Origin of the sequence: Achromobacter sp. SLBN-14 (assembly GCF_006715415.1) — a bacterium.
GTDB classification, from domain to species: Bacteria; Pseudomonadota; Gammaproteobacteria; order Burkholderiales; family Burkholderiaceae_B; genus Achromobacter; species Achromobacter mucicolens.
Genome location: NZ_VFNE01000001.1, coordinates 2,531,707 through 2,556,427, shown reverse-complemented (window position 1 = coordinate 2,556,427; position 24,721 = coordinate 2,531,707). Strand labels below are relative to the sequence as shown.

Below are 24,721 nucleotides of genomic sequence, written 5' to 3'. Positions count from 1 at the left end.
CTTTTCGCACGATCGTGCTAAATTCCCGCCATGACAGCAAAAACCGAGAAAAGCGAACTCACCTTCGCGGCGATCGTGAACACGGCGCTCGACATGGCCGCCGCGCAAGGCATGGAAAGCCTTTCGCTGGGCCAGGTCGCCAAACGGCTCGGCATCAGCAAGAGCGGCGTGTTCTCGCGCGTCGGCTCGCTGGAAGCCCTGCAGCAGGCGGTGCTCGATGAATACGACCGGCGCTTCGTCGAAGCCGTCTTCACGCCGGCCATGGCGTACCCGCGCGGTCTGCCGCGCCTGAATGCCCTGGTTTCGCTGTGGATCGACCGCGCCAGCAATGTCGAGACGCTTACCGGCTGCATCTACGTGGCCGGCGCATTTGAATACGACGACGTCGACTCCCCGCTACGCTCGGTGTTGGAACACAACCTGAAACGCTGGCGCGCCGCCATGGTGCGCACAGTGAACCAAGCGCTGGAGGCCGGGCATCTGCGTCCCGACACCGATCCGCAGCAGCTGGTGTTCGAGGTCTACAGCCTGATGATCGGCTTGATGCACGACGCCCGGTTTCTTCGCGACCCCAAGGCGCACGAGCGCGTGAAGGCAGGTTACGAACGCCTCATTTCCACGTACCGCAGCTTCAAGTACATCGAGTAGTCCCCACCTCGCCGGCTCCGTCCCGGCATTTACTTTCGCGAAATTTCGCACGACCGTGCGAATATTGACAGGAGCAGGCCATGTGGATTCTCATTCCGATAGGCGCATTAGGCGTATCCTCCGTCCTTTGGCGCCAGTGGCGCGCGCTGCTGCGCCAGTTGCCCGACCGCGCCGACCATCTAGTGCTGTTCTGAGTCCGGGCGCCCGGGAATACCGTCCGGCTTCCACTCCGCCCCACACACCATGACGCGCTCCATTCATCTGCTGATCGTCGACCCGCAAAACGATTTTTGCGACCTGCCCGACGCTTATCGGCCCACCGATCCCCTGACCGGATCGGCGGTCGAGCCCGCGCTGCCCATCGCAGGCGCGCATGCGGACATGCAGCGGCTGGCGCGCTTCATCGACGCCACCGCTCACGCGCTCTCGTCGATCACGGTCACGCTCGATTCGCACCACCGGCTGGATATCGCGCACCCCACCTTCTGGCGCATGGGCAACGGCGACCCGGTGCCGCCCTTCACGCCGATCACGGCGGCGCAGTTGCGCGCGGGTGAATTCGTGCCCCGGCATGACGACGACGTGCCGCGCACCCTGAACTACCTGGACGAACTAGAAGCTCGCGGCCGTTACACCCTGATGGCCTGGCCGGTGCATTGCGAAATCGGCACCTGGGGCCACAACGTGCATGCCGACGTGCGCGCCGCCTACGGCCGCTGGGAGGAAGACCGCCAGTTCATCGTGCGCAAGGTGCCCAAAGGCGCCAACCCCTGGACGGAACACTACAGCGCACTAATGGCCGAAGTGCCGGACGCCGACGACCCGCGCAGCCAGCTCAACCGCGGCTTGCTGGATTCGCTGGACCGCGCGGATCTGATTCTTGTGGCGGGCGAAGCGGGCAGCCACTGCGTGAAGGCCACCGTCGAGCACCTGGCCGAACATCTGCCCGGCGGCAATCTGTCGCGCATCGTGCTGCTGACCGACTGCATGAGCCCGGTCGCGGGTTTTGCCAACGCGCAGGCCGGTTTTCTGCATCGCATGCGGGATCTCGGCGTGCAGCAACGCACCAGTACCGACATGGCCCGCGCGTTGGCATAGGCCGGCCGCCGTGCTGCCCCGGTGATGCCCGTGGGCCCAATGACAACGGCCGCCTGCAAGCGCAAGGCGGCCGTGAATCAGTGAAAGACGGGTGCCGAAGCACAACGTTCAGGCTGCGGGTCCCGCCGTCTTGCCTTCGCATTCGACGTAAAGCGCGCTGATCGCTTCGCACAGCGCCGGCGGCTGCTGAAACAGTCGCGACACCAGCAGGCAGCCCTGGATCGTCGCGAACACGGCGCGCCCCGCGGTTTCGGGCGTTCCGGAAAACTTCAAGGTGCCCTGCGCCGCGCCTTCGGCCAGCACGCGGGCCAACCACGCTTCGTGCGCGCGGAAGAATCCCTGCAACGCGCCGCGGACCCGCTCGGACAGGCTCATCACGTCGGCGGCCAGCATGCCGCCCAGACAGAGTTCACCGGAACCGCACGCGGCCGATTCCATCATCGAGAGGTATTTCTCAAGCTGCGCCTGCGCCGGCAGCGTGGTATCGATTCCACGCACCGCGCCAAGTGCGCGCGTGCTGTAGGCTTCGACGGCTTCGTAAAGCAGGTCGTCCTTGCCCGGAAAGTAGTAGTGGATGCTGGACGTCTTCACGCCCACATGCTCAGCCAGGTCGCGGTAGCTGAAGCCGTTGCATCCGCGCATGCGGATCAGCTTCTCGGCATGCGCCAGAAGCAATTCGCGAGTGGTGTTGGAAGTCGGGGTATCCATGGCTGCATATTACCTACTAATAGGTCGGCTCGTCATTGGGACGGTCCCTGATCGGTATTGCCGAGAGGGCCGCTCAAGCCGCCGACAGTGCCAGCGAACCCCGGCCGGGAATAATCCCGTTCCCGGGGTCCGCTTCGATTGCCATCTGCTTCAGCCTTGCACGGGCGGGTAGTCCAGTTCGCCGCCGTCGGTCAGGCCTTGGGCGCGGGCGGCGGCCAGTTCCTGCTTCACTTGGGCACGGGTCTTGTCGCCGGCGTGCGCATACGCGGTGGCGGCGTAGCCTTCTTCGCCCGACACCAGTTCACCGTTGGCGCGTGCGGCGGCCAGTTCTTGCTGCACCTGAGCGCGGGTCACCGTACTTTGCGTGTTCAAGGCGGGCGGGTAGTCCAGTTCGCCAGCTTGGGCGGCGCCGATGAAGGAGGCGGACAGGATCAGGGCGGATACGAGGGTCTTCATGAGAATGCTCCAGTCAATGTGAGTTGCTATATCGAAGTTGCATTGGTGCTATCTAGTTGTAGATAGATAGAGGCCGAAAAAAATCAGCCTTGAACGGGCGGGTAATCCAGTTCGCCACCATCAGTCAGGCCTTGGGCGCGGGCGGCAGCCAGTTCCTGCTTCACTTGGGCGCGGGTCTTGTCACTGGCGAAAGCGATCGGGGCAGCGGCGTAGCCTTCTTCGCCGAACGCCAGTTCACCGTTGGCACGGGCGGCGGCCAGTTCTTGCTGCACTTGAGCGCGGGTCACGGTGCTTTGGGTGTTCAGTTCGGGCGGGTAGTCCAGTTCGCCGGCTTGGGCGGCGCCGATGAAGGAAGCGGACAGGATAAGGGCGGATACGAGGGTCTTCATGAGAATGCTCCAGTCAATGTGAGTTGCTGCGTCGAAGTTGGGTTACAGCTATCTAGTTATAGATAGATAAGCGGTCGAAAAAAATCAGCCTTGAACGGGCGGGTAGTCCAGTTCGCCGCTGTCGGTCAGGCCTTGCGCGCGGGCGGCAGCCAGTTCTTGCTTCACTTGGGCGCGGGTCTTGTCACCGGCGAAAGCGATCGGGGCGGCGGCGTAGCCTTCTTCACCAAACGCCAGTTCGCCGTTGGCACGGGCAGCGGCCAGTTCTTGCTGGACTTGAGCGCGGGTCACCGTGCTGTGCGTGTCCAGGGCAGGCGGGTAGTCCAGTTCGCCGGCTTGGGCGGCGCCGATGAACGAAGCGGAAAGAATCAGGGCGGATACGAGGGTCTTCATGGTCAATCTCCGAGATAAGTTAAAGTGTGCGTTTCAGTTAGCTATCTACTTGTAGGTAGATGTCGAGCGAAATAAAAAAGCGGTCCTGCTGTATTTCTGGGTTCGGCGCCGGGCGGTTTTGTTGGGTGCGCTGCGTCGATGGATGAATCTTACCTACTACTAGATAGACAGCGCAAGCGGTTTAAGTGAAACAATTTATTTCGTAGGGCGGATTGGCAACACAGCTTGTAGGGCCCCGGCGGCACGCGCAACGCTGCGCCGGGCGGTCCGGCGACTCAGCCAACGGAGCCGCCCCGCCCTGCGTCACGCCGACAGTGCGCGCATGACGGCATACAGATCGGACTTGCCCTCGAAGCCGATGCCAGGCAGATCGGGCATCGTCACATGGCCAGCTTCCACCTTCACGCCATCTGGAAACCCGCCGAACGGCTGGAACAGATCCGGATAACTTTCATTGCCGCCAAGCCCCAGGCCCGCCGCGATGTTCAACGACATCTGGTGCCCGCCATGCGGCACGCACCGGCTGGCAGACCAGCCGTGCTGACGAAGCATCGCCAATGTGCGCAGATACTCCACCAGCCCGTAACTGAGCGCGCAATCGAACTGCAGATAGTCGCGGTCCGCGCGCATGCCGCCGTAGCGGATCAGGTTGCGGGCATCCTGCATCGAAAAGAGGTTTTCGCCCGTCGCCATGGGCTTGTCGTAGTAGTTGCGCAACGTCGCCTGAAGCTCGAAGTCCAGGGGGTCGCCGGCCTCCTCGTACCAGAAGAGATCGTACTGGGACAGCGCCTTGGCGTATGCAATCGCCGTATCCAGATCGAACCGCCCGTTCGCGTCGACAGCCAGCTTCTGGCCATCCTGCAGCACGCTCAGCACCGAGTCGATCCGGCGCAGGTCTTCGTCCAGCGATGCACCGCCGATCTTCTTTTTCACGACCGTATAGCCGCGATCCAGATAGCTGCGCATCTCGTCCTTGAGCTTGGCGTGGTCCTGTCCCGGATGGTAGTACCCGCCCGCGGCATAAACGAACACGCGCCGGTCGGGCTGACCATTGCCGTAGCGTTCGGCCAGCAATTGGAAAAGCGGCTTGCCTTCGATCTTCGCCACCGCGTCCCACACGGCCATGTCGATCGTGCCGATCGCCACCGATCGCTCGCCGTGGCCGCCGGGCTTCTCGTTCCTGAACATCGCATCCCAGACCTTGTGCGGGTCCAGGTTGCGCCCCGTGGCATCCGTGAGCGAATCCGGGTCCGCCTCCAGCACGCGCGAGATGAAGCGCTCGCGCATCAGCTTGCCCTGGCCATAGCGGCCGTTGGAGTTGAACCCGTAACCGACCACCGGCTTGCCGTCGCGGATCACGTCGGTGATCACCGCGACCAGGCTTAGCGTCATCTTGCTGAAATCGATGTAGGCGTTGCGGATAGGTGAACTGATGGGCAGGGTCTGCTCGCGGATATCGACGATTCTCATGGCTTGTCTCCAGTTGGGGCGCATCGTGAATCGATAGATTAGTGGCGCATCCCTGCCCTAGAATTCACCCAAGTTCATTTGATTATTAACTTCCAGTGAAAGCGGACCTTGCCTCTGAGCTGCAATTCTTTGTGCTGATCGCGCGGCTGGGCAGCCTGTCCGCGGCGGCGAGGCAGCTGGATCTGACGCCTCCCGCCGCCACCAAGCGGCTCGCGCTGATGGAAAAGCGCCTCGGGGTGCGGCTGGTCAACCGCACGACGCGCAGCATCAGTCTGACCAATGAAGGCGATACCTATCTGACCTACGCGGCTCGGATCCTTGCCGACCTGCGGGAAATGGAGGACGTGGTGTCGAGCAGCAGCGCGCAACCGCGCGGCCTTATCCGAGTCAATGCCACGCTCGGTTTCGGCCGCACGACCATCGCGCCGCTGGTCTCGGACTTTGCAAGGCGCTATCCGCAGGTCCAGGTCGAACTGGAGGTGACCGACCGTCCCATCGACCTGGTGGAAGGCGGCTTCGACCTGGCCATCCGCTTCGGCGAACTCCCCGACAAGCGTCTTGCCGCGCGGCGCATCATGACCAATCGCCGCTTTCTTTGCGCCTCGCCTCACTACCTGAAGGCGCACGGCACGCCGGCCACCCTTGCCGACCTCGCCCATCACCAATGCATTCTTCACCGGCAAAACGACGAAGCGCACGGCGTCTGGCGCTTCACGCATCAAGGCGGGGTGGAAGTGGTGAAGGTCGAAGGCGGGCTTTCCAGCAACGACGGTGACATCGTTCTGGGCTGGGCCCTGGACGGCCACGGCATCTTGATCCGGTCGGAATGGGATCTGGCCAAATACCTGGAAAGCGGCCGGCTGCGGGTGGTGTTGCCCGATTTCGCGCTGCCGTCGGCCGACCTGTTCGTCTACTATCCGCAGCGCCGCAATCAGACGGCCCGCGCGCGCGCCTTCATTGATTTTCTGGTGCAGGCCTTTCTCCCGGCCGGCGCCCCACCGACGCCGGCCCCCGGAAAAAAGTAGCCGCCGCCAATGGCAGCGCCCGGTGCGTCAGCGCTTGACCGCCTTGTCCCAGCTCCAATGACGGCCCGCCATGTGCGCCTTGAGCACCGCCGGCGTCTGAGCCACCGTATCGATGGCACCGGTATATTCCCGCCCGCCGGCAACCGTGGGACGCAACGCCCGGCGCAGGAGCCTGACGAGCCGCTGGCGGCGATAACGCCTTTTCTCGAATGCCACTTTCTTAAGGAAATCAGAGCGCGGCATGCCGACGATACCCGCGGCCAGCGGAATCGCCTGCTCAATCTCAGAAGCGTACTCGCCGTGCAACGCCTGGCACACGGCGATCAACCGCGCGAAATTGAATCGCGACACCTCGGCCGGGGATATTTTTGCAATGGTCTCCAGCGCCGCATGCGCCCAGACGGTTTCAACGGAAAAAAAGCGCGGCACCCCTTCCGTCCAACCGGCGCTTACGAACGCCTTGGTTTGCGATTCGACTCCCAGCTTTCCCTTGTGCTGGTTCATGGCGCTGCGGCCTGTATTGCTGCCGCCCGACGCGCCAGGAATGGTCAGGGGATAGTCGATCTCTACGAACCGGCCACCGCACAGCGCCAAGCCGATCGCGCCGGACACATCGGGGCTGGATCCATGGAAAAAGGCGCCAGACAGCGTTTTCATTTTTTCGAGCAGGCTGCGCCGCACGATCCCGTGGTAGATCTTTGGAAGGCCATCCGTTCCCTGGGCGGCATTCAACAAGGCTGCGGACAGGCTGTCGGAAGACTCGCGAACAACCACGGGGCCGATCCGGCTCGGCAGATACAACCTGCCGGCATGCCCCGCGCCAAAAATCTTGGACCTGAAATCCGGCCACACGTAATTCGACATGACCTTCGGCGCGATAACGTCGATCTGATTTTCCTTGGCCCACCGCGCCGCCAGCAACGCGTCTTCCGTGATGGTGTCGTCGTCGCCGATCAGGCAGACAAACTCTCCGGAGGCGGCGCCGATCACATTATTGTGATTCCCGGTCATATCCAGCTTTTCTGCGGGTCGCAAATATTTGAACCGGGGGTCATCGCAGGGCGGATTATCACCTTGGCGAACCAACTCTTCGAGCAGTCCGTCTGTACTGGTGTCACTGACAACCAGTTCCAGGCTGCGATCCCCGATGGCCAGTATGGAGCGAACCGCATGAATCGCATACTTGGAGCGATTGTGCGTGGGAATCACAACGGATAGCAATATTTCCATTTTCTGAATAACTTATCGCAATTATCATCAGTCTTCCCGAGCCGGCGGGGAGGGCGTGTGTCAGTGCCAGAATCAACATGAATACAAGCAACACTTCGAATGCTGCCGAACCCACCAGGGGCTCAAACAGCGAAAACACCAGCAGTACAACAAAAACCACGCGCAGATAGCGGAACCACGGCGACGTCTGCTCTGCCCGGACCAGGTGCCTATAGATTAGCCGCAAGTACCATCCATACAATACGGCCCCGAATAGTCCGTAATTCAGAAGCAGCTGGAGGATGGAGTTATGCGTCCCCCAGACGTCCTCGATGCCCGGGTTGGCCTCGATGAACGTCCGGAATGTATTGGGGCCAATGCCAAACCAAGGGTGCTGAAGCCAAAGGTCGAAGCTGAACGCCCACAGCAACATGCGATTTACCGCGGAGCTCAGTTCGCTGGCAAACGGCCCACCATAGTCACGAAGCTGGTTTTGACCATCAATCGAAAAAAATAGAATCGCCAACGCGAATCCGACCACTGGCACGACCCACACGAGCCACAGCAGCCGCTTCCTGTCCATCAGTAGCGCAACAAGGAACAACGCCAATATGATTGCACCGCCGCGGGACATCGTGCACAAAATGGCGATTGCAAAAAGCCACCGCAGCACGCGCATTCTAGCCGACGCAAGTGCAAACAAAAATACGAGAAAGGCGGCAAGATAATTCGATCTGCCAAGCGGTGTCGCGATAAACAACTTACGCGCGTAATAATCGCCCGGGCTATATGCAGCGATGTAAAACAGCACAATGACGGTAAGTGCCAGCACGGCGCCGCCGGCCAGCATCATGCGCACGATCCAATCCTGCTTGATGAACTGGTGAAACTGCGCGTAAAAAATCAACGTGCAAATTGCATAGATCATCGGCAAGGCGCCGGCGGCCGCCCGCATATGTGCGCCCTCGGGCGTCATCGCCACGCCAACCGCCCCAAAAACTACCGCTCCCGCCAGCAATATGGCGGGCGCGGGAATCACAATCCGGGGAAGCGCAATTGCCGTGAGCAGCAGCGGCAGGACAATGAATAATCCCATCGGCACAGTCATCGTGCTTACGCCAACGGGCACCTGTATATCGCCGACGAACAACAGAAAGAACGGAAGCAGGATGACAAACAACGCAAGCCGCGTGTCGAAACGGTAAGGCAACGCCATATCCTGAGTCATGCCCTGCTCCCACGGCCGAAACGCGCGCTGCCGCGCATAGCAATCAACAGCACCAATGCGACAACCGCAACCAGCCAGGCGGCACGGACGGATGGACTTGGCACGAGCGCTCCCACGAACCCCAGTACTGCCAGGCCTGAAACCGAAAGGAGCCGGAGTTTCGCACTGGTGAACATCGAACGGTTCAGCACAAGCTTGACGCCCCAGAACATCAAAATGGCGTCAACCGCGACACGGAGAAACCACGCGATGGCGGCCCCTGTCAGGCCATAATTCCGCGCGAGAAGAAGCAACGCTCCCAGAAATAGCGGCACCTCGATCAGATGAAATATGGCTGTCAAATGCGATTTTCCGGCCCCTTGAATGACGGTGAAGGGTATTTGAGCAATACAGGTAATAAACATGCCAGCCGAGAATATCTGCAGCAGCACATAGCTTTGCGACGCAAAGGATTCGCCCACCCACAACGTCAAAAGCTCTTTTGCAAAAATCGCGATGGCCACCGTAATGGGCAACAGGGTCAGGAAAATCCAGCCCACTGCCTTGTTTATCAACGGCATTACCGCTTTGTCCTGCCGGGCAATCTGCGCCGCCAAAGCCGGGAACAACACGGCCGTCAAGGCGCCAGGCAGGATCGACAATTTGGTGATCAACTCTTGCGGCGTAACATAATAAGCAACGGCGGCCGACGAGATGACAGCGCCCACAATGAATCGATCAGCGTAACTCATGACGGGGCTGACGATATTGCTGATTGTCATCCAACCCCCTGAACTGCATAGCGGCCGAATCAGTGACTTGTCGAACTTGAAGGGCCCCACATCGTCCGGCAGGTAGCGCTTCGCGTACCACGCATGCAAGGCGCACGTCACCACGCGCCCACCGGCCAGAACCATCGTTATCACGTCCAGCCGGGGCGGGCCATAAAGCACCACGGCCAGAGGCCCCAAAAAGGTCAACAGGCCCATCGGCAGCCTGATCAGATTGATGACCGCGAATGCGTGCCTGACCTCCAGAATCCCTCGAAAGCCCGCAGTCAACACGACAGCGGGCATGGCCAGCGCCATGATCCAGATGGCATTAAGCACTTCCGCCTGGTCCGGCACGGCGCTGATGAATCCCAGCCCCCAGGGGCCCACCGCAGCCATCAATGCGCCCGCAACGATGCTGAAAAGCGCAATCACTGCGATAGCGGTAACCACCAGGGCGCCCACGCGCCGCCGCTCCTTGCCTTCGAGCATCACTGCAAGATGCTGCGTCAACGCACGGCCGAGTCCCAGGTCAAACAGGCTCAAGTAGCTGACGACTGCCCAGATCAGCGTCAACAGCCCAAACCGGGCATCCCCCAACTCGCGGATGAGAACCGGAATGCTGAATACTGCGGTGAGTAGCGGAAGCCCCAGGCCGAGCAGGTTGTAAACGGAATGTCGGATTAATTTCACGGATAGACCAAAGGAAGTTTCCGTAACATAAAGGACGCTCTAGGGCTGACATTCGGAGCCCCTCAAGGCAATCTTCATTGCTACGGACCCACAAGCCGTCAAGGATGCCGCGGGCGCCGCGTCAAGACGTCAACTGCTACTTTAAGAGAACAAAACGCGTCTTGCCTCGAATAACCAAAAAGATGAAGCCGCACAAAATCCCCAGCAACATCGCGGGAGGCAGCAGATTTCTCAGCCTTGGAGCTACCGGCTGCACAAGAATTTCGGCTTGGGCGACATCCGCCGAATAGTGTCCCGCCAAAGCAATGCGATCATCCAACTCGTCTATGGATCGGCGCAAAATTCCGATCATCAGTTCGCTCTGGGAAATTTCGGCTCTTAATTGCGGAGCAAGCCAGAGCGACACATCAGGATCGCCCCGCACAACGTAGTTGTACTTGCGGCCCAAGCTCTCAAATTTTCTTCCCTCCGCCGCGACCTCGCCATCATATTTATTACGTAAGTCAATCAGCGCTTCCAGGCGCGCGTCCATCACCTTGTCGTGAGACGCGCGTACCTGCTTTTCAATTGCGTTGACATAGGCCTGCAGCTGGTGGTGCGAATATCCCAGGTAATCCACTCTAAGCAGTTGGGTGCCGGGAATCGCCTTCACTGTCAGCGTCTCACGAAAGAGCTTGGCGTCGCGTGAATCACCGCCAGCCTGGCCCGCCGACGCTGCATTTGCCGAGGAAACCACCGCGTCAACGAATTCGTGGCTTTTTATCCACTCCGTAGTCAGCGATACCTGTTCCAGCAATTCGGGTTTCAGCTCATGCCCTGATCTGACATCGCCGACACGGACGATAAGAATAGCCGGCCATTGTTTCGGCACAAAAAAATAAGCCGCAACGCCGCAGGCGACTCCAAACACTGCAGCGATTGCCAGTGTTTTCCAGTTGCAGAATAAACGCCGCCAAAAAATTTCCCTTGGATAATCGCCACGCGGCGTCGCCGGCGCGTCAGCACCGTTTTCCCGGGCCGCGGCGTTCATCAAGTTATTGTCGCCCACTATCGATGTTCCTTTTTCGCAGCATTTTAGGCCAGTGACGGACCATTTTTTCAGAACAATCGGTTGACCGCCGAAGAGGCTATCAGAGAGTCACGTCCGGGGCAAGCGGCAGCGCCGCTCCCGACACAAGGCAAAGCCCGGAATAGTTAAACAATCGGCGCAATCCATATATAGAATTCACATTGTTACCAATATCCACCAACCATTGCGCAACCCGTGAAATTATTACCTTGCGGCTATAGATGTAATTTAGGTCTGGTAAGCCGTCGTGCGGAGGGTCCGTTCCGCTGGCAGATGCACACATTTTTGTTCCACCAAAACCGGTGAAGTCCAGACTTGTAGGCAGAAGTTAATCGGAATGCGTGAAATTCAACCGCTACACAGCATGGTTGATGCCCGAGATGCAGGTAAGCAAGTTCGTAGACCTCTCCGCCCGCCCTTCGAGACGAAAAAAATGGCGGACCCGAAGGTCCGCCATTTTTGGCCGAATTGAAATTCGCTTAGAACGGAATATCGTCGTCCATGTCCGCCAGATTGGCGCCGCTGCTGGCCGGGGCCGCTGCGGGAGCCGCCGGGCGCTGCTGGGGCGCGGGGCGCTGCGCCGGGGCGGCGCGTTGCTGGCGCGGGGCGTCGTCGTAGCCGCCACCGCCGCCGTAGCTGCCGCCACCGCCGCCGCCGTCTTCGCGGCCGCCCAGCATTTGCATCTGGTCAGCGACGATTTCGGTGCTGTACCGGTCGGCGCCGGTGTCCTTGTCTTGCCACTTGCGCGTCTTGAGGCGGCCTTCGATGTAGACCGAGCGGCCCTTCTTCAGGTATTCGCCGGCGATTTCAGCCAGGCGGTTGTACATGACGACGCGGTGCCATTCGGTTTCTTCGCGCTTTTCGCCGCTGGCCTTGTCCTTCCAGGACGAGGTCGTGGCGATCGACATGTTGCAGATTGCCGCCCCGTCGGGGCTGTAGCGGACTTCCGGGTCGCGACCCAGATTGCCCACGAGTATGACTTTGTTAACCGATGCCATGCCGATGTCCCTCTGTTGTTGACAGCCTGCGATTCGCGTTGCCGCGAGCGCGCCGGCAACAACATAAAAAAGCGATGTTGAAGACCGGCTTCATGAAAGTCGCCGGTCAGCGAAGCGATGACCGGCGATTGCTCAGGTGAAGCCTGTGTTGATGCGTATTATCGACGAAAGCGCTCGCCGCGCCAAACGGGTTCGGTGACAAATCGATCACCGCTGGCAAACCATTTCGGCGCTGTTGGACGCCGTTTGCGACCAGATCGGCGACTTTCCTCACGCTGCGGGAAAGTCCCAGCGATCACGCCAGGGGCCGCAGCGCCCAGGTGACCGCCAGCCAGATCGCCGACAGCACCGCCGCGGCCACGAACACCGCGCTGGCGCCCGAATGCGCGGCCAGCCATCCGCCCAGGGCTCCGCCCGCAAACAGCCCCGCCGCCTGCGCCGTGTTGTAAAAGCCCAGCGCCAGCCCCTTGTAGGCCGCCGGCGCCACGCGCGACACGAGCGAGGGCTGCAAGGCCTCCAGCACGTTGAAGGCGACGAAAAAGCCGGTCAGGGCGATGGCCAGCGTGTAGAAGCCGTGACTGGCGGCCGGCAGCAGCGCGCATACCAGCACCAGCCCGGCCACCGACGCCCGCAGCGCGCCGCGGTGCGCCCGCCGCTTTTCCGCCACGAACACCACCGGCACCATCAGAACGAAAGACACCAGGATGACCGGCAGGTAGACCTTCCAGAGGTCGCGCGCGTCCAGCCCGCCGACCTTGGCCAGCAGCGCCGGCACCACGACAAAGAGCGACACCTGGATCAGATGCAGCACGAACACGCCGAAATTCAGCCGGAGCAGGTCGCGATGGGTCAGGACTTCGCGCGGCCTGGCCGCCTGCATGGTGCGGGCCTGCGTGCGAGGCACCACCGGCACCACCCAGCGCGCCACGGCCAGGCAGACGACGCCCAGGCAGGCGATCGTCCAGAACAATCCCGACAGCCCCCACCAGCCCACCAGCACGGGCGAAAGCACCAGAGATACGGCGAACGACAGGCCGATCGATCCGCCCACCATCGCCATGGCGCGCGTGCGCACCTCGTCGCGGGTGGCGTCGGCCAGCCAGGCGGTGACCGCCGCGGAAATGGCCCCCGCCCCCTGGATGGCGCGGCCGATCGTGATCCAGAACACATCGGTCGCCTGCGCACAGACGACACTGCCGATGACGAACAACAACAGGCCGAAAAGCACCACGGGGCGGCGCCCCCACCGGTCAGACGCGAGGCCAAAGGGAATCTGCATGAAAGCCTGGGTCAGCCCGTACATGCCCAGGGCGAGGCCGACGCGGGCGGGATCGTCGCCGCCCGGCATGCCGCTTGCGGCCACTGCAAAGACCGGCAGCAACAGGAACAGTCCCAGCATCCGCGCGGCAAACAGGCCGGCCAAGGCCACGCTGGCGCGGCGCTCGGAAGGGGTCAATTTCAGTTTGGTGTCTGCCGGCATGCGGAAATTTCAACGATGACTAGGGCGGCGCGCATGCATCTGACGTCATACGCTCACGGTCTGATTCTGGCGGTGCGGCGCCGGCCCCGGTTCCGTCCCACCAGATGGAGGACCTTGAACGCGAGGGGATTCGGCGCGCTATAGTACCAAGTTGGCCTTTGAAACCGCTTAAATGCGCCCAAAGGGTGCGCGGGATCAAAGGCGTCTCCGACGCAACTGGACGTTACCCATACAGACGTGAGCATACGCATCCGGGGTGCCCGCACCCACAATCTCAAGAACGTCTCGCTGGACCTGCCGCGCCACAAGCTGGTGGTGGTCACAGGTCTGTCCGGGTCCGGCAAATCCTCGCTGGCGTTCGACACGCTGTACGCGGAGGGCCAACGGCGCTATGTGGAAAGTCTTTCCGCCTACGCCCGCCAGTTCCTGCAACTGATGGACAAGCCTGACGTGGATCTCATCGAGGGGCTGTCGCCGGCCATCTCGATCGAGCAGAAGGCTGCGGGACACAATCCCCGCTCCACGGTCGGCACCATCACCGAGATCCACGACTACCTGCGCCTGCTCTACGCACGGGTGGGCACGCCCTACTGCCCCGATCACGGCCTGCCGCTGCAGGCCCAGAGCGTCAGCCAGATGGTCGACGCGGTGCTGGGCTGGACGCCCGAGACGCGGCTGGCCGTGCTGGCCCCCATCGCGCGCGGCAAGAAGGGCAGCTTCGAGGACGAATGCGCCAGCCTGCAGGCGCAGGGCTATGTGCGCCTGCGCGTCGACGGCCAGATGTTGGAAATCGACGGCATGGCGCCGCTAAAAAAGACTGAGAAGCACGACATCGACGTCGTCATCGACCGCCTGCGCATCCGGCCCGAGAGCAAGCAGCGCCTGGCCGAGAGCTTCGAAACCGCCCTGCAGCTTGCCGAAGGCCGCGCCCTGGCGCTGGACATGGACAACGAGCGCGAGCAGGTCTTCTCCAGCCGCTACGCCTGCCCGGTGTGCAGCCACAGCCTGCCCGAGCTGGAGCCACGCCTGTTCAGTTTCAACAATCCGATGGGCGCCTGCCCCAGCTGCGACGGCATCGGCCAGGTGGGCTTCTTCGATCCGAAGCGGGTCGTCGCCTTTCCGGAACTGAGCCTGGCCGCCGGCGCGATCCGCGGCTGGGACCGCCGCAATGCGTTCACGCACTCGCTGCTGACCAGCCTGGCCGCCCATTACGAATTCGACATCGAGGCGCCCTTCGAGGAGCTGCCCGAGGCGCTGCGCGACAAGGTCCTGTACGGGTCCGGCGAAGAAGAAATCTCGTTCCTGTACCTGAACGAAAAAGGCCGCAGCACCGTCAAGCGCCATACGTTCGAAGGCGTCATCCCGAACCTGGAGCGCCGGTGGCGCGAAACGGACTCGGCGACGGTGCGCGAGGAACTGGGCAAGTACCGCAACATCAAGACCTGCCCCGACTGCGCGGGCTCGCGGCTGCGCCCCGAAGCGCGCAACGTGCTCATCGGGCACGACCCGCGCGGCGGCGAGCGCCACGGCCAGGCCATCTATGAAGTCGAGTCCATGCCGCTGTCCAGCTGCCTGGACTGGTTCCGCAATCTGAACCTGACCGGCGCCAAACAGGAGATCGCGCAGCGCATCGTGCGCGAGATCGAGGCGCGGCTCAGCTTCCTGAATAACGTGGGCCTGAACTATCTGTCGCTGGACCGCAGCGCGGACACGATCTCCGGCGGCGAAGCGCAGCGCATTCGTCTGGCCAGCCAGATCGGTTCGGGCTTGACGGGTGTGATGTACGTGCTGGACGAGCCCTCCATCGGCCTGCACCAGCGCGACAACGACCGCCTGATCGGCACGCTGCAACATCTGCGCGATCTGGGCAACAGCGTCATCGTCGTCGAGCACGACGAAGACATGATCCGCATGGCCGACTGGGTGGTGGACATGGGCCCCGGCGCCGGCGAACACGGCGGCGAGGTCGTCGCCCAGGGCGACCCCGAGACCGTGCAGCGCGATCCGAATTCGCTGACGGGGCAGTACCTGAGCGGCGCGCGCGCCATCGCCATCCCGAAGCGCCGTCCCGTCGACGACGAACTGCCGTGGTTGACGCTGACCGGCGCCACCGGCAACAACCTCAAGAACGTCGAACTGCGTGTGCCGGCCGGCCGTCTCGTGTGCGTGACGGGCGTGTCCGGCTCGGGCAAATCCACGCTCATCAACGACACGCTGGCCGTGGCCGTATCGCGCCAGCTGCACCACGCGCAGAGCGAGCCCGCCCCCTACGTGTCGATGCAGGGGCTGGAGAACTTCGACAAGATCATCAGCGTCGATCAAAGCCCCATCGGGCGCACGCCTCGCAGCAATCCGGCCACCTATACGGGCCTGTTCACGCCCATCCGCGAGCTTTTCGCGGGCGTGCCGGAAGCGCGCACGCGCGGCTACGATCCGGGCCGTTTCAGCTTCAACGTGAAGGGCGGCCGGTGCGAAGCCTGCCAGGGCGACGGCGTGGTCAAGGTCGAGATGCATTTCCTGCCGGACATGTACGTGCCTTGCGACGTCTGCCACGGCAAGCGCTACAACCGCGAGACGCTCGAAATCCGCTACCGCGGCCGCAACATCAGCGAAGTGCTGGACCTCACCGTGGAGCAGGCGCTCGAGTACTTCGAATCGGTGCCCGCCATCGCTCGCAAGCTGCACACGCTCATCGACGTGGGACTGTCGTATATCCGCCTGGGGCAAAGCGCGACCACGCTGTCCGGCGGTGAAGCGCAGCGCGTGAAGCTGTCGCAAGAGCTGTCGCGCCGCAGCACCGGCCGCACGCTGTACATCCTGGACGAACCGACCACGGGCCTGCACTTTCGCGACATCGAGCTGCTGCTGCAGGTGCTCAATCAATTGGTGGACGCCGGCAATACCGTGCTCATCATCGAGCACAACCTGGACGTCATCAAGACCGCGGATTGGCTGGTCGACATGGGCCCCGAGGGCGGTGACGGCGGCGGCCGTGTCGTGGCGCAAGGCACGCCGGAGACGGTTGCGGCGGCCAAGGCCAGCCACACCGGCCAGTACCTGGGCAAGCTGCTGCGCCGCAAGCCGGCCGACTGAACCTTCCCTGTCTGCATAGGAAACGCCAGCATGTACACCCTCATCATCGGCAACAAGAACTACTCTTCCTGGTCCATGCGTCCGTGGATCGCCCTGCGCGCCGCCGGCATCGCATTCACGGAGCAGAAGGTCGGCCTGTTCACCGAGGCGTTTTCAGCGCGGGTGGCGCAGGTGTCGCCCGCGGGCCTCGTGCCTGTGCTGCTGGACGGCGACTTTGCCGTGTGGGATTCGCTGGCCATCTGCGAGTACGCCGCCGAGCGCCACCCCGAGGCCGCCTTGTGGCCCCAGGACGCCAAGGCACGTGCGCGTGCGCGTTCGCTGGCCGCGCAGATGCACAGCGGTTTTGGCGCACTGCGCCAGGCCATGCCGATGAACGTCGAAGCCCACTTGCCGGGCATCGAATTTCCGGAAGCGGCGCGCGCAGACGTGGCGCGCGTGCAGGCCATCTGGCAGGAAACGCGTGCGCAGTTCGGCCAGGGCGGCCCCTTCCTGTTTGGCGCGTTTTCGATTGCCGACGCGTTCTTCGCGCCGGTGGTCTCGCGCTTCACGACCTACGGCATTGCGGCCGCAGGCCCCGTGCGCGAGTACATGGATGCCATGCTGGCGCTGCCCGCCATGCAGGAATGGACGCGCGACGCGCTGGCCGAAGCCACCTTCGTCGAAGCGGACGAGCCCTACCGCAAGCACCGCTGAAGACGGGCTTGCCCGCGACGCGGCTACGCCATGTCGAACAGCCGCTTGTGTTCGCGGATGGCGTAGCGGTCGGTCATGCCGGCGATGTAGTCGGCGATGGCGCGGGCCTGTTCGTTGAACTGCTCGCGGCGGTAATCGGGCGGCAAGAGGCGCGGATCGTCCAGAAAGGCCGCAAACAGCTCGCGCACGATGCGGCGCGCCTTGCTCGTCATGCGCAATACGCGGTAGTGCCGGTACAGGTTGTCGAACAGGAATTTCTTCAGCGTGTCCGCTTCGCGGCGGATATCGTCGGAGAAACCCGCCAGCGGTGGCGAGCGCCGCACATCGTCCGCGCTGGCCGGCGCCGCGTCGCGGATGCGCGCCAGCGACGTGCGGGTCAGATCGACGATCAGCGTGTTGATCATGCGGCGTATCGTTTCGGCCACCGCGCGCCGCGGCGCCAGCCCGGGATAGCGGTCCAGCACATACGCATGGTGGCGCTCGAAAATCGACACGTCCTTCAACTGATCCAGCGTGATCAACCCCGAGCGCAAACCGTCGTCGACATCGTGGTTGTTGTACGCGATCTCGTCGGCCAGATTGGCAAGCTGCGCCTCCAGCGACGGCTGCGTGCGGTTCAGGAACCGTTCGCCGACCTCCCCCAGCATCCGTGCATGGGCGACCGAGCAATGCTTGAGGATGCCCTCGCGCGTCTCGAAGCACAGGTTCAGGCCGTTGAAGTCGGCATAGCGTTCTTCAAGCTCGTCCACCACGCGCAGGCTTTGCAGGTTGTGCTCAAAGCCGCCCGCCTGCGGCGCCAGTTCGCGCATGCAGGCATTGAGCTCGTCCTGCCCTGCGTGGCCGAACGGCGTGTGGCCCAGGTCATGCGCCAGCGAGATGGCTTCGGTCAGGTCTTCGGACAGCCCCATGCTGCGCGCCAGCGTGCGCGCGATCTGGGCCACTTCCAGGCTGTGCGTCAGGCGCGTGCGAAAGAGGTCGCCTTCATGGTTGACGAAGACCTGCGTCTTGTATTCCAGCCGCCGGAAGGCGCTGGAATGCACGATGCGATCGCGGTCGCGCTGGAACTCCGTGCGGTTTTCCGGCGGCGGCTCGGCGTGGGTCCGGCCGCGCGATCGGGACGGGTGAGAAGCATAGGAAGCCAGTTCATTCATCTGCAACACCGTCCATCACTGCGTTTACTGGGTGGTTCGGGCCAGCACGGCGCGCACCGCATCGTCTGGCGCCGGCCGCATCACGGCCTCGCCGATGCGCGGCATGAGCACATAGCGGATCGAGCCCCCTTCCGTTTTCTTGTCCACCTGCATCAGGTCCAGCCAGCGGTCCGCACCCAGGTCGGGCGCGACGACCGGGCACCCGATAGCCTGCACCAGCGCACGCACACGCGCAACGTCGGCGCGATCGAAGCCCGCCACATCGGCCGACAGCTCGGCTGCCTGCACCATGCCGCAACCCACTGCCTCGCCGTGCAGCCAGGCGCCGTAGCCCAGACCCGACTCGATGGCGTGGCCAAATGTGTGGCCCAGGTTCAGGATGGCGCGCAACCCGGATTCGCGCTCGTCCTTGCCCACCACCTGCGCCTTCAGTTCGCACGAGCGGCGGATCGCGTAGGCCACGGCTTCGCCGTCCAGCGCGCGTAGCTGCTGCGCGTTGTCCTCGCACCAGCTCCAGAACGCCGGATCCAGGATGAGGCCGTACTTGATGACTTCGGCCAGGCCGGCCGAGACCTCGCGCGCGGGCAAGGTGTTCAGCACATCGGTGTCGATTTCCACCGCGATCGGCTGATAGAACGCGCCGATCATGTTCTTGCCCAGCGGGTGGTTCACGGCGGTCTTGCCGCCCACCGACGAGTCCACCTGCGCCAGCAGCGTCGTGGGCACCTGCAGGAAGCGCACGCCGCGCATGTACACGGCCGCGGCAAAGCCAGTCATGTCGCCGATGACGCCGCCGCCCAGCGCAACCAGCACGCACCGGCGATCCAGGCGGTTGCCGAGCAACGCGTCGAAGATCAGGTTAAGAGACTGCCAGTCTTTGTAGGCTTCGCCGTCAGGCAGTTCGATTCGCAGCACGCGCTTGCCCGTGCGCGCCAGCGCCGCTTCGGCGCGCTCGCCGTACAGGGCCGCCACCGTGGGGTTGGTGACCACGGCGATCGCGGTCGCGTCCGCGGGAATGCATTGATCCAGGGAATCCAGGCGGCCAGGTCCGATGTGGATCGGATAGCTTCCACCCGGGGTGTCGACGTCAACAACGTTCATATGCGCTTCTCGAAAGCTTGTAATTGCGGCAGCAGCGCCTTGACCAGGGTGTGGATGGGCATGGACCCCGTTTCCACCACCAGGTCGGCCACTTCCTTGTATAGCGGCTCGCGCCGGGTCATCAGGTCGCGCAGCGTGCCGCGCGGATCGGCGGTGGCCAACAGGGGCCGGTTGCGGTCGCGGCAGGTCCGGCGGAACAATTCATCCACGCTGGCCCTCAGATAGACGACAATCCCGCGCTGGCGCAAGAGCTCCCGGTTTTCCGGGGCCAGAATGGCGCCGCCGCCGGTGGCAAGAATTATGTTGCGCCGTTGGGTACACTCTTCCAAGGCGGCGGACTCTCGGCGACGAAAACCGGCTTCGCCCTCGATTTCGAAGATTACCGGCACCCGTACGCCGCAACGCGCCTCGAGCTCATGATCCAGATCCATAAAGTCGCGCCCCAGCGCACGCGCCAGGCTACGGCCTATGGTTGTCTTGCCCGCGCCCATCATTCCGACCAAGAATACCGGCAGGTCGTGCGGCAACGACACGGTCTTGCCCGTGCACTCGACGGCGCAGGGCTGGCTTTCAGGCGCTGCGTCGGCGCGCGCCGGGTCCGGGGCTGCCTCCGGACATGAGTTAGCGGCAAAGTTCATGCCGGCATTATCACATTTGCCGCAGTTGCCCGCGCACCACACTGACCTATTTTGTTACAGAAACCGATCCCCCGCGATAAGGCGGGACCGGAGATACCCGTAAAATCGCCGCGATGAGCAAGCCCCAGAATTCCTCCAAGAAAGATAAGCCCGCCAGCAGCGGCTCCCCGATACTGCGGTTCTTCGTAAAAACCGGCATTCTTTTCGCCGGCCTGTTCCTGTGCGGTGTGTTGCTCGCGGGTATGGCGCTGGCGCTCGCGTGGCCCAACCTGCCCGACCTGAACGCCATGACGGACTACCGGCCGCGGGTACCGCTGCGCGTGTATACCGCAGACCGCGTCCTGATCGGCGAGTTCGGCGAAGAACGCCGCAACGTGCTGCGCTTTAACGAAATCCCGGACGTCATGAAGTCCGCGGTGCTGGCGGCCGAGGACGACCGCTTCTACCAGCACGGCGGCATCGACTGGATGGGCGTGGTGCGCGCCGGCCTGACCAACCTGATCAGCATGTCCAAGACGCAGGGGGCCAGCACGATCACGATGCAGGTCGCGCGTAACTTCTACCTGTCGTCCGAAAAGACCTATTCGCGCAAGTTCTACGAACTGCTGCTGACATTCAAGATTGAATCCGAGCTCACCAAGGACCAGATCCTCGAGCTCTACATGAACCAGATCTACCTGGGCCACCGCGCCTACGGCTTTGCGGCCGCCTCGCGCACGTACTTCGGCAAGCCGCTGTCGGAAGTCACGCCGGCCGAAGCCGCCATGCTGGCCGGCATTCCGAAGGCACCCTCGCGCTTCAATCCCATCGCCAACCGCCCCCGCGCCGAACTGCGCCAGCGCTACGTGCTGGGCCGCATGCATTCGCTGGGCTACCTGACCGAACCGGAATACAAGCAGGCGATGGCGCAGCCGATCGTCATGAAGTCCGCGGAAGGCACGCCGGCCGGCGGCTATTCCATCCATGGCGAGTACGTGGCCGAGCTGGCGCGCCAGCTGCTCTACAACGTGTACCAGGACAACGTCTATTCGCGCGGCATCAACATCTACACGACCGTGCAGTCCAAGGACCAGGAAGCCGCCTATCGCGCCGTGCGCGAAGGCGTGCTGGAATACACGCGCCGCGCGCCCTATCCCGGGCCGGAAGAGCAGCTCGACCTGCCCCCGGGCACCGAGAACAACCCCGCCGCGCTGGACGAATTCCTGGATGGCGTGTTCGACAAGTTCTCCGACAGCGGCGACCTGCTGACCGCAGTGGTGCTGTCGGCCAGCCCCACCGAAGTGAAGCTGGCGCGCAGCTCGCGTGAAATCATCACCGTCACGGACAAGAAGGTGCTGGGCGTGGTGGCCCGCGCACTGAACGACAAGGCCAAGCCGGAACAGCGCATCAAGCGCGGTTCCGTGGTCTACATCCGCAAGTTCGGCGACAACTGGGAAATCATCAACATGCCTTCGGTGCAGGCAGCCTTCGTGGCGTTGTCGCCGCAGGACGGCGCCATCCGCGCCATGGTCGGCGGCTTTGATTTCTACCGCGGCAACTTCAACCGTGTGACGCAGGCATGGCGCCAGCCGGGCTCGAACATCAAGCCCTTCATCTACGCCGCCTCGCTGGAACGCGGCTTGACGCCGGGCACGCAGATCTCGGACCAGCCGTTCGAGCTGACCGCCGCGCAAACCGGCTCCAAGGCCTGGAACCCCAAGAACTACGGCAATCAGTACGAGCCCATGCTGACGCTGCGTCAGGGCCTGTACAAGTCCAAGAACATGGTGTCGATCCGCATCCTGCAGGCCATCGGTCCGCAGTACGCGCAGGACTATCTCACGCGCTTCGGCTTTGACAAGGCGCGCCAGCCGGCCGTGCTGCCGCTGGCGCTGGGCGCCGGCTCGGTCACGCCGCTGCAGCTGGCAGGCGCCTTCTCGGTGTTCGCCAATGGCGGCTACCGCGTCACGCCCTACCTGATCGACCGCGTCACCGACAGCAGCGGCAAGGTCATCATGCAGTCCAAGCCGGTTGTCGCCGGCGACGCCGCAGCCCGCGCCATCGACCCGCGCACCGCCTGGGTCATGGACGACATCCTGCGCGGCGTCACCACGTACGGCACCGCGGCGCGTGCGCGTGCATTGCTCAAGCGCGGCGACATCGCCGGCAAGACGGGCACGACCAACGAATCCGTGGACGCCTGGTTCTCGGGCTATACGCCCACGCTGGCCGCGACCGCCTGGCTGGGCTTTGACCAGCCCAAGTCGCTGGGTTCGCGTGAAACCGGCGGCGGCGTGGCCATGCCGATCTGGGTGGATTACATGCAGAGCGTGCTCAAGGGCGTGCCGGAAGAAAAGCAGCGCCCGCGTCCGGACGGCCTGCTCGTGGAAAACGGCGAGTTCTACTTCTCCGAGTTCCCGCCCGGACAGGCAGTGGCCCGTCTGGGACTGCCGGAAGCCGACACGCTGGGTGAATTCCTGAACGGCCTCACCAGCGGCTCCGGCGAAGACACCCGGATCAAGGTCGCGCCGGGCGTGGGCACGCAGACCGCCACGCCCTGGTCGCAGAAGATTCCCTTCTGATGCAGAAAGGCCGGCCCATCGGGCCGGCCTTTTTTTACAGCCGGATCGTCACGGGGACGCCGGCGGCAGCCGAGCAGATCTGGGACAGGGCGTCCGGCAACTGCGGTCCGCCCCGGGTATCGTTCCAGTGCTGGCCATCGTAGCGGTAGTGAAAGCCGCCGCTGCGCGCGGCGACCCACAGCTCCTGCATGGCAGCCTGGCTGTTCACCACGACGTGGGTGTTGTCCTCGAAAACCATGGTCAGCACATTGCCGCTGCGGCTGGTTTCCACATCGACGTCGAGCGAAGCCGCCCAGTCATCGGCCTGGCTTTCGATGCTGTCCAGCACCTGGTCGATCAACGCAAGAAATTCGGTTTCGGTCATAATCGAGCCTGCAAGAATTACGGAGTTCCCAGTGTTCCAATTGGCATACAGCCGCATGGCTCTTCGCATTGTAGCCACGCTCCTGGCGACCGGCATGGTAGCGGCCTGCGGGTACAAGGGGCCGCTCTTCATGCCGCCGCCCCCTGAAGGCAAGGCGCCGGCCCGCACGCAGCAAACGCCGCCGCCTGCGCAAATCCCTCCGGCCCCGTCCCTCCCATGACGCCCCCGTTCCCCACCCCGCCAGAATTGGCCGGCCATCCCTACTTCCAGTACCGCAATAATGCGTTGTACGCCGAGGATGTGCCGCTTGACCATCTGGCCGAACGGTTGGGAACGCCCCTTTACGTCTACTCCCGCGCGGCGCTGAAAGCCGCGTGGCAATCCTATTGCAGCGCCATCGGCCAGCGTCCGGTATTGGTCTGCTACGGCATGAAGGCCAATTCCAACCTGGCGGTGCTGGGCGAATTCGCCCGGTTGGGCGCCGGCTTTGACATCGTGTCGGGCGGTGAACTGCATCGCGCGCTCGCCGCGGGCGCGGACGCGTCGCGAATCGTGTTCTCGGGCGTGGGCAAGCAGGCCTGGGAAATGCGCGACGCCCTCCTCGCCGGCGTGAAGTGCTTCAACGTCGAATCGGTGGACGAACTGCATCGCCTGTCGGACGTCGCGGCAAACATGGGCCTGCGCGCCCCGGTGTCGCTACGCGTGAATCCGGACGTGGACGCCCGCACACACCCTTATATCTCGACCGGCCTGAAAGAAAACAAGTTCGGCATCGCCATCGGGCAGGCGCTGGCTGCCTACCGCACCGCGCAGTCGCTGCCCGGCCTGCGTATCGTCGGCGTGGACTGCCATATCGGCTCGCAGCTGACCGATATCAGTCCCTACTTCGACGCGCTGGAAAAGCTGCTGGACCTGATCGAAAGCCTGGAACAGGCGGGCATCCGCATCGAACACCTGGACCTGGGCGGCGGCCTGGGCATCCGCTACCAGGACGAGACCCCCCCATCGCCGCGCGCCCTGCTGGACCGCGTCTTCGAGCGGCTGAACGCGCGCGGCCAGGGGCATCTGCATCTGGTTCTGGAACCGGGACGCTCGCTCGTCGGCAATGCCGGCATGCTGCTCACCACCGTCCAGTACATCAAGCACGCCGAAGCCCGCAATTTCGCCATCGTCGACGCGGCCATGAACGACCTGCTGCGCCCGGCGCTTTACGAGGCCTTTCACGGCGTGCAGCCCCTGCACCCGCGCGCCGGCGACACCGCCGAATACGACATCGTCGGCCCCGTCTGCGAAAGCGCCGACTGGCTGGCAAAGCAGCGCCTGCTGGCCATCCGCCAAGGCGACGTGCTGGCGGTGGAATCGGCCGGCGCCTACGGCATGACCATGGCCAGCAACTACAACTCGCGCGGCCGCCCGGCCGAGGTCATGGTCGACGGCGACAAATACTATGTCGTGCGCCAGCGCGAAACGCTGGCCGATCAGCTCCGCGGCGAATCGCTGCTTCCCTGAA

General features: G+C 63.3%; 23 protein-coding genes. 8 read left to right on the top strand and 15 right to left on the bottom strand.

The genetic code is table 11. The features are described 5' to 3' along the window. Window positions 1-30 precede the first annotated feature (30 nt). Together FBY20_RS11685 and FBY20_RS11680 are read left to right on the top strand one after the other, a co-directional pair. Window positions 31-648, top strand: a complete 618-nt coding sequence (locus tag FBY20_RS11685) for a TetR/AcrR family transcriptional regulator (protein ID WP_056327123.1) — start codon at window positions 31-33, stop codon at window positions 646-648. Window positions 649-891: 243 nt separating this feature from the next. Beyond that, entirely contained in the window at window positions 892-1,746 is an 855-nt protein-coding gene (locus FBY20_RS11680; protein ID WP_056327121.1) for a hypothetical protein, read from the top strand. Window positions 1,747-1,854: 108 nt separating this feature from the next. On the opposite strand, the gene FBY20_RS11675 is transcribed toward FBY20_RS11680, so the two are convergent. The 5 genes from FBY20_RS11675 to FBY20_RS11655 all read right to left on the bottom strand — a co-directional run bounded on the left by FBY20_RS11675 (window position 1,855) and on the right by FBY20_RS11655 (window position 5,159). Next, window positions 1,855-2,454, bottom strand: a complete 600-nt coding sequence (locus tag FBY20_RS11675; RefSeq protein WP_142052229.1) for a TetR/AcrR family transcriptional regulator — start codon at window positions 2,452-2,454, stop codon at window positions 1,855-1,857. A 150-nt stretch (window positions 2,455-2,604) separates the two neighbouring features. Then, a complete protein-coding gene (locus tag FBY20_RS11670; RefSeq protein ID WP_056327117.1) occupies window positions 2,605-2,910 on the bottom strand; it encodes a DUF4148 domain-containing protein in 306 nt (101 codons plus the stop codon). Window positions 2,911-2,993: 83 nt separating this feature from the next. Continuing rightward, window positions 2,994-3,299: a DUF4148 domain-containing protein gene (locus FBY20_RS11665; protein WP_056327115.1), complete on the bottom strand. Its 306-nt coding sequence runs from the start codon at window positions 3,297-3,299 to the stop codon at window positions 2,994-2,996. An 84-nt stretch (window positions 3,300-3,383) separates the two neighbouring features. Then, complete coding sequence (locus FBY20_RS11660) at window positions 3,384-3,689, bottom strand: DUF4148 domain-containing protein (RefSeq protein WP_142052226.1); 306 nt, start codon at window positions 3,687-3,689, stop codon at window positions 3,384-3,386. 303 nt (window positions 3,690-3,992) lie between these two features. After that, window positions 3,993-5,159, bottom strand: a complete 1,167-nt coding sequence (locus FBY20_RS11655) for a mandelate racemase/muconate lactonizing enzyme family protein (RefSeq protein WP_142052223.1) — start codon at window positions 5,157-5,159, stop codon at window positions 3,993-3,995. A gap of 95 nt (window positions 5,160-5,254) precedes the next feature. Here FBY20_RS11655 and FBY20_RS11650 point away from each other — a divergent pair, with 95 nt between their 5' ends. After that, window positions 5,255-6,184: a LysR substrate-binding domain-containing protein gene (locus FBY20_RS11650; protein ID WP_142052221.1), complete on the top strand. Its 930-nt coding sequence runs from the start codon at window positions 5,255-5,257 to the stop codon at window positions 6,182-6,184. Window positions 6,185-6,211: 27 nt separating this feature from the next. On the opposite strand, the gene FBY20_RS11645 is transcribed toward FBY20_RS11650, so the two are convergent. From FBY20_RS11645 to FBY20_RS11620, 6 genes are all read right to left on the bottom strand, one after another. Next, a complete protein-coding gene (locus FBY20_RS11645; RefSeq protein WP_142052218.1) occupies window positions 6,212-7,414 on the bottom strand; it encodes a glycosyltransferase family 2 protein in 1,203 nt (400 codons plus the stop codon). Further along, window positions 7,299-8,621 carry an O-antigen ligase gene (locus tag FBY20_RS11640; RefSeq protein WP_142052214.1) on the bottom strand — a complete coding sequence of 441 codons (1,323 nt, stop codon included), beginning with the start codon at window positions 8,619-8,621 and terminating at the stop codon, window positions 7,299-7,301. Before FBY20_RS11640 ends, FBY20_RS11645 begins: the two co-directional genes overlap by 116 nt. Continuing rightward, entirely contained in the window at window positions 8,618-10,063 is a 1,446-nt protein-coding gene (locus FBY20_RS11635) for a flippase (RefSeq protein ID WP_142052210.1), read from the bottom strand. Before FBY20_RS11635 ends, FBY20_RS11640 begins: the two co-directional genes overlap by 4 nt. A gap of 136 nt (window positions 10,064-10,199) precedes the next feature. Further along, on the bottom strand, window positions 10,200-11,111 hold the full coding sequence (locus FBY20_RS11630; RefSeq protein ID WP_142052207.1) for a hypothetical protein: 912 nt from the start codon (window positions 11,109-11,111) through the stop codon (window positions 10,200-10,202). A 500-nt stretch (window positions 11,112-11,611) separates the two neighbouring features. Further along, window positions 11,612-12,130 carry a single-stranded DNA-binding protein gene (gene ssb / locus FBY20_RS11625; protein WP_062838810.1) on the bottom strand — a complete coding sequence of 173 codons (519 nt, stop codon included), beginning with the start codon at window positions 12,128-12,130 and terminating at the stop codon, window positions 11,612-11,614. 295 nt (window positions 12,131-12,425) lie between these two features. Continuing rightward, complete coding sequence (locus tag FBY20_RS11620; RefSeq protein ID WP_056327097.1) at window positions 12,426-13,610, bottom strand: MFS transporter; 1,185 nt, start codon at window positions 13,608-13,610, stop codon at window positions 12,426-12,428. A gap of 237 nt (window positions 13,611-13,847) precedes the next feature. On the opposite strand from FBY20_RS11620, the gene uvrA reads away from it, so the two are divergent. Further along, a complete protein-coding gene (uvrA, locus tag FBY20_RS11615) occupies window positions 13,848-16,703 on the top strand; it encodes an excinuclease ABC subunit UvrA (protein WP_142052204.1) in 2,856 nt (951 codons plus the stop codon). A 30-nt stretch (window positions 16,704-16,733) separates the two neighbouring features. Continuing rightward, on the top strand, window positions 16,734-17,396 hold the full coding sequence (locus FBY20_RS11610; protein WP_142052201.1) for a glutathione S-transferase family protein: 663 nt from the start codon (window positions 16,734-16,736) through the stop codon (window positions 17,394-17,396). Window positions 17,397-17,419: 23 nt separating this feature from the next. Here the strand turns inward: FBY20_RS11610 and FBY20_RS11605 are convergent, their stop codons facing one another. The 3 genes from FBY20_RS11605 to FBY20_RS11595 are packed head-to-tail and all read right to left on the bottom strand — an operon-like array spanning window position 17,420 to window position 20,286. Further along, window positions 17,420-18,547 carry a deoxyguanosinetriphosphate triphosphohydrolase gene (locus FBY20_RS11605; RefSeq protein ID WP_142052198.1) on the bottom strand — a complete coding sequence of 376 codons (1,128 nt, stop codon included), beginning with the start codon at window positions 18,545-18,547 and terminating at the stop codon, window positions 17,420-17,422. 24 nt (window positions 18,548-18,571) lie between these two features. Further along, window positions 18,572-19,648 carry a 3-dehydroquinate synthase gene (aroB, locus tag FBY20_RS11600; protein ID WP_142052195.1) on the bottom strand — a complete coding sequence of 359 codons (1,077 nt, stop codon included), beginning with the start codon at window positions 19,646-19,648 and terminating at the stop codon, window positions 18,572-18,574. Then, window positions 19,645-20,286: a shikimate kinase gene (locus FBY20_RS11595; RefSeq protein WP_062838805.1), complete on the bottom strand. Its 642-nt coding sequence runs from the start codon at window positions 20,284-20,286 to the stop codon at window positions 19,645-19,647. The genes aroB and FBY20_RS11595 overlap by 4 nt, the downstream gene beginning before the upstream one ends. A gap of 113 nt (window positions 20,287-20,399) precedes the next feature. On the opposite strand from FBY20_RS11595, the gene FBY20_RS11590 reads away from it, so the two are divergent. Further along, window positions 20,400-22,847, top strand: a complete 2,448-nt coding sequence (locus FBY20_RS11590) for a penicillin-binding protein 1A (RefSeq protein WP_056327085.1) — start codon at window positions 20,400-20,402, stop codon at window positions 22,845-22,847. A gap of 34 nt (window positions 22,848-22,881) precedes the next feature. Here the strand turns inward: FBY20_RS11590 and cyaY are convergent, their stop codons facing one another. After that, window positions 22,882-23,211, bottom strand: a complete 330-nt coding sequence (gene cyaY / locus FBY20_RS11585) for an iron donor protein CyaY (RefSeq protein ID WP_056327082.1) — start codon at window positions 23,209-23,211, stop codon at window positions 22,882-22,884. On the opposite strand from cyaY, the gene FBY20_RS28110 reads away from it, so the two are divergent. Next, window positions 23,162-23,431 (top strand): lipoprotein, encoded by a 270-nt coding sequence (locus tag FBY20_RS28110; protein WP_313690415.1) that lies wholly within the window; start codon window positions 23,162-23,164, stop codon window positions 23,429-23,431. The two genes, cyaY and FBY20_RS28110, sit on opposite strands and share 50 nt — an antisense overlap. Beyond that, the gene (gene lysA / locus FBY20_RS11575) at window positions 23,428-24,720 is read left to right on the top strand and encodes a diaminopimelate decarboxylase (RefSeq protein WP_056327080.1); all 1,293 of its coding nucleotides are present in this window, start codon (window positions 23,428-23,430) and stop codon (window positions 24,718-24,720) included. Before FBY20_RS28110 ends, lysA begins: the two co-directional genes overlap by 4 nt. The last annotated feature ends 1 nt before the right edge of the window (window position 24,721 follow it).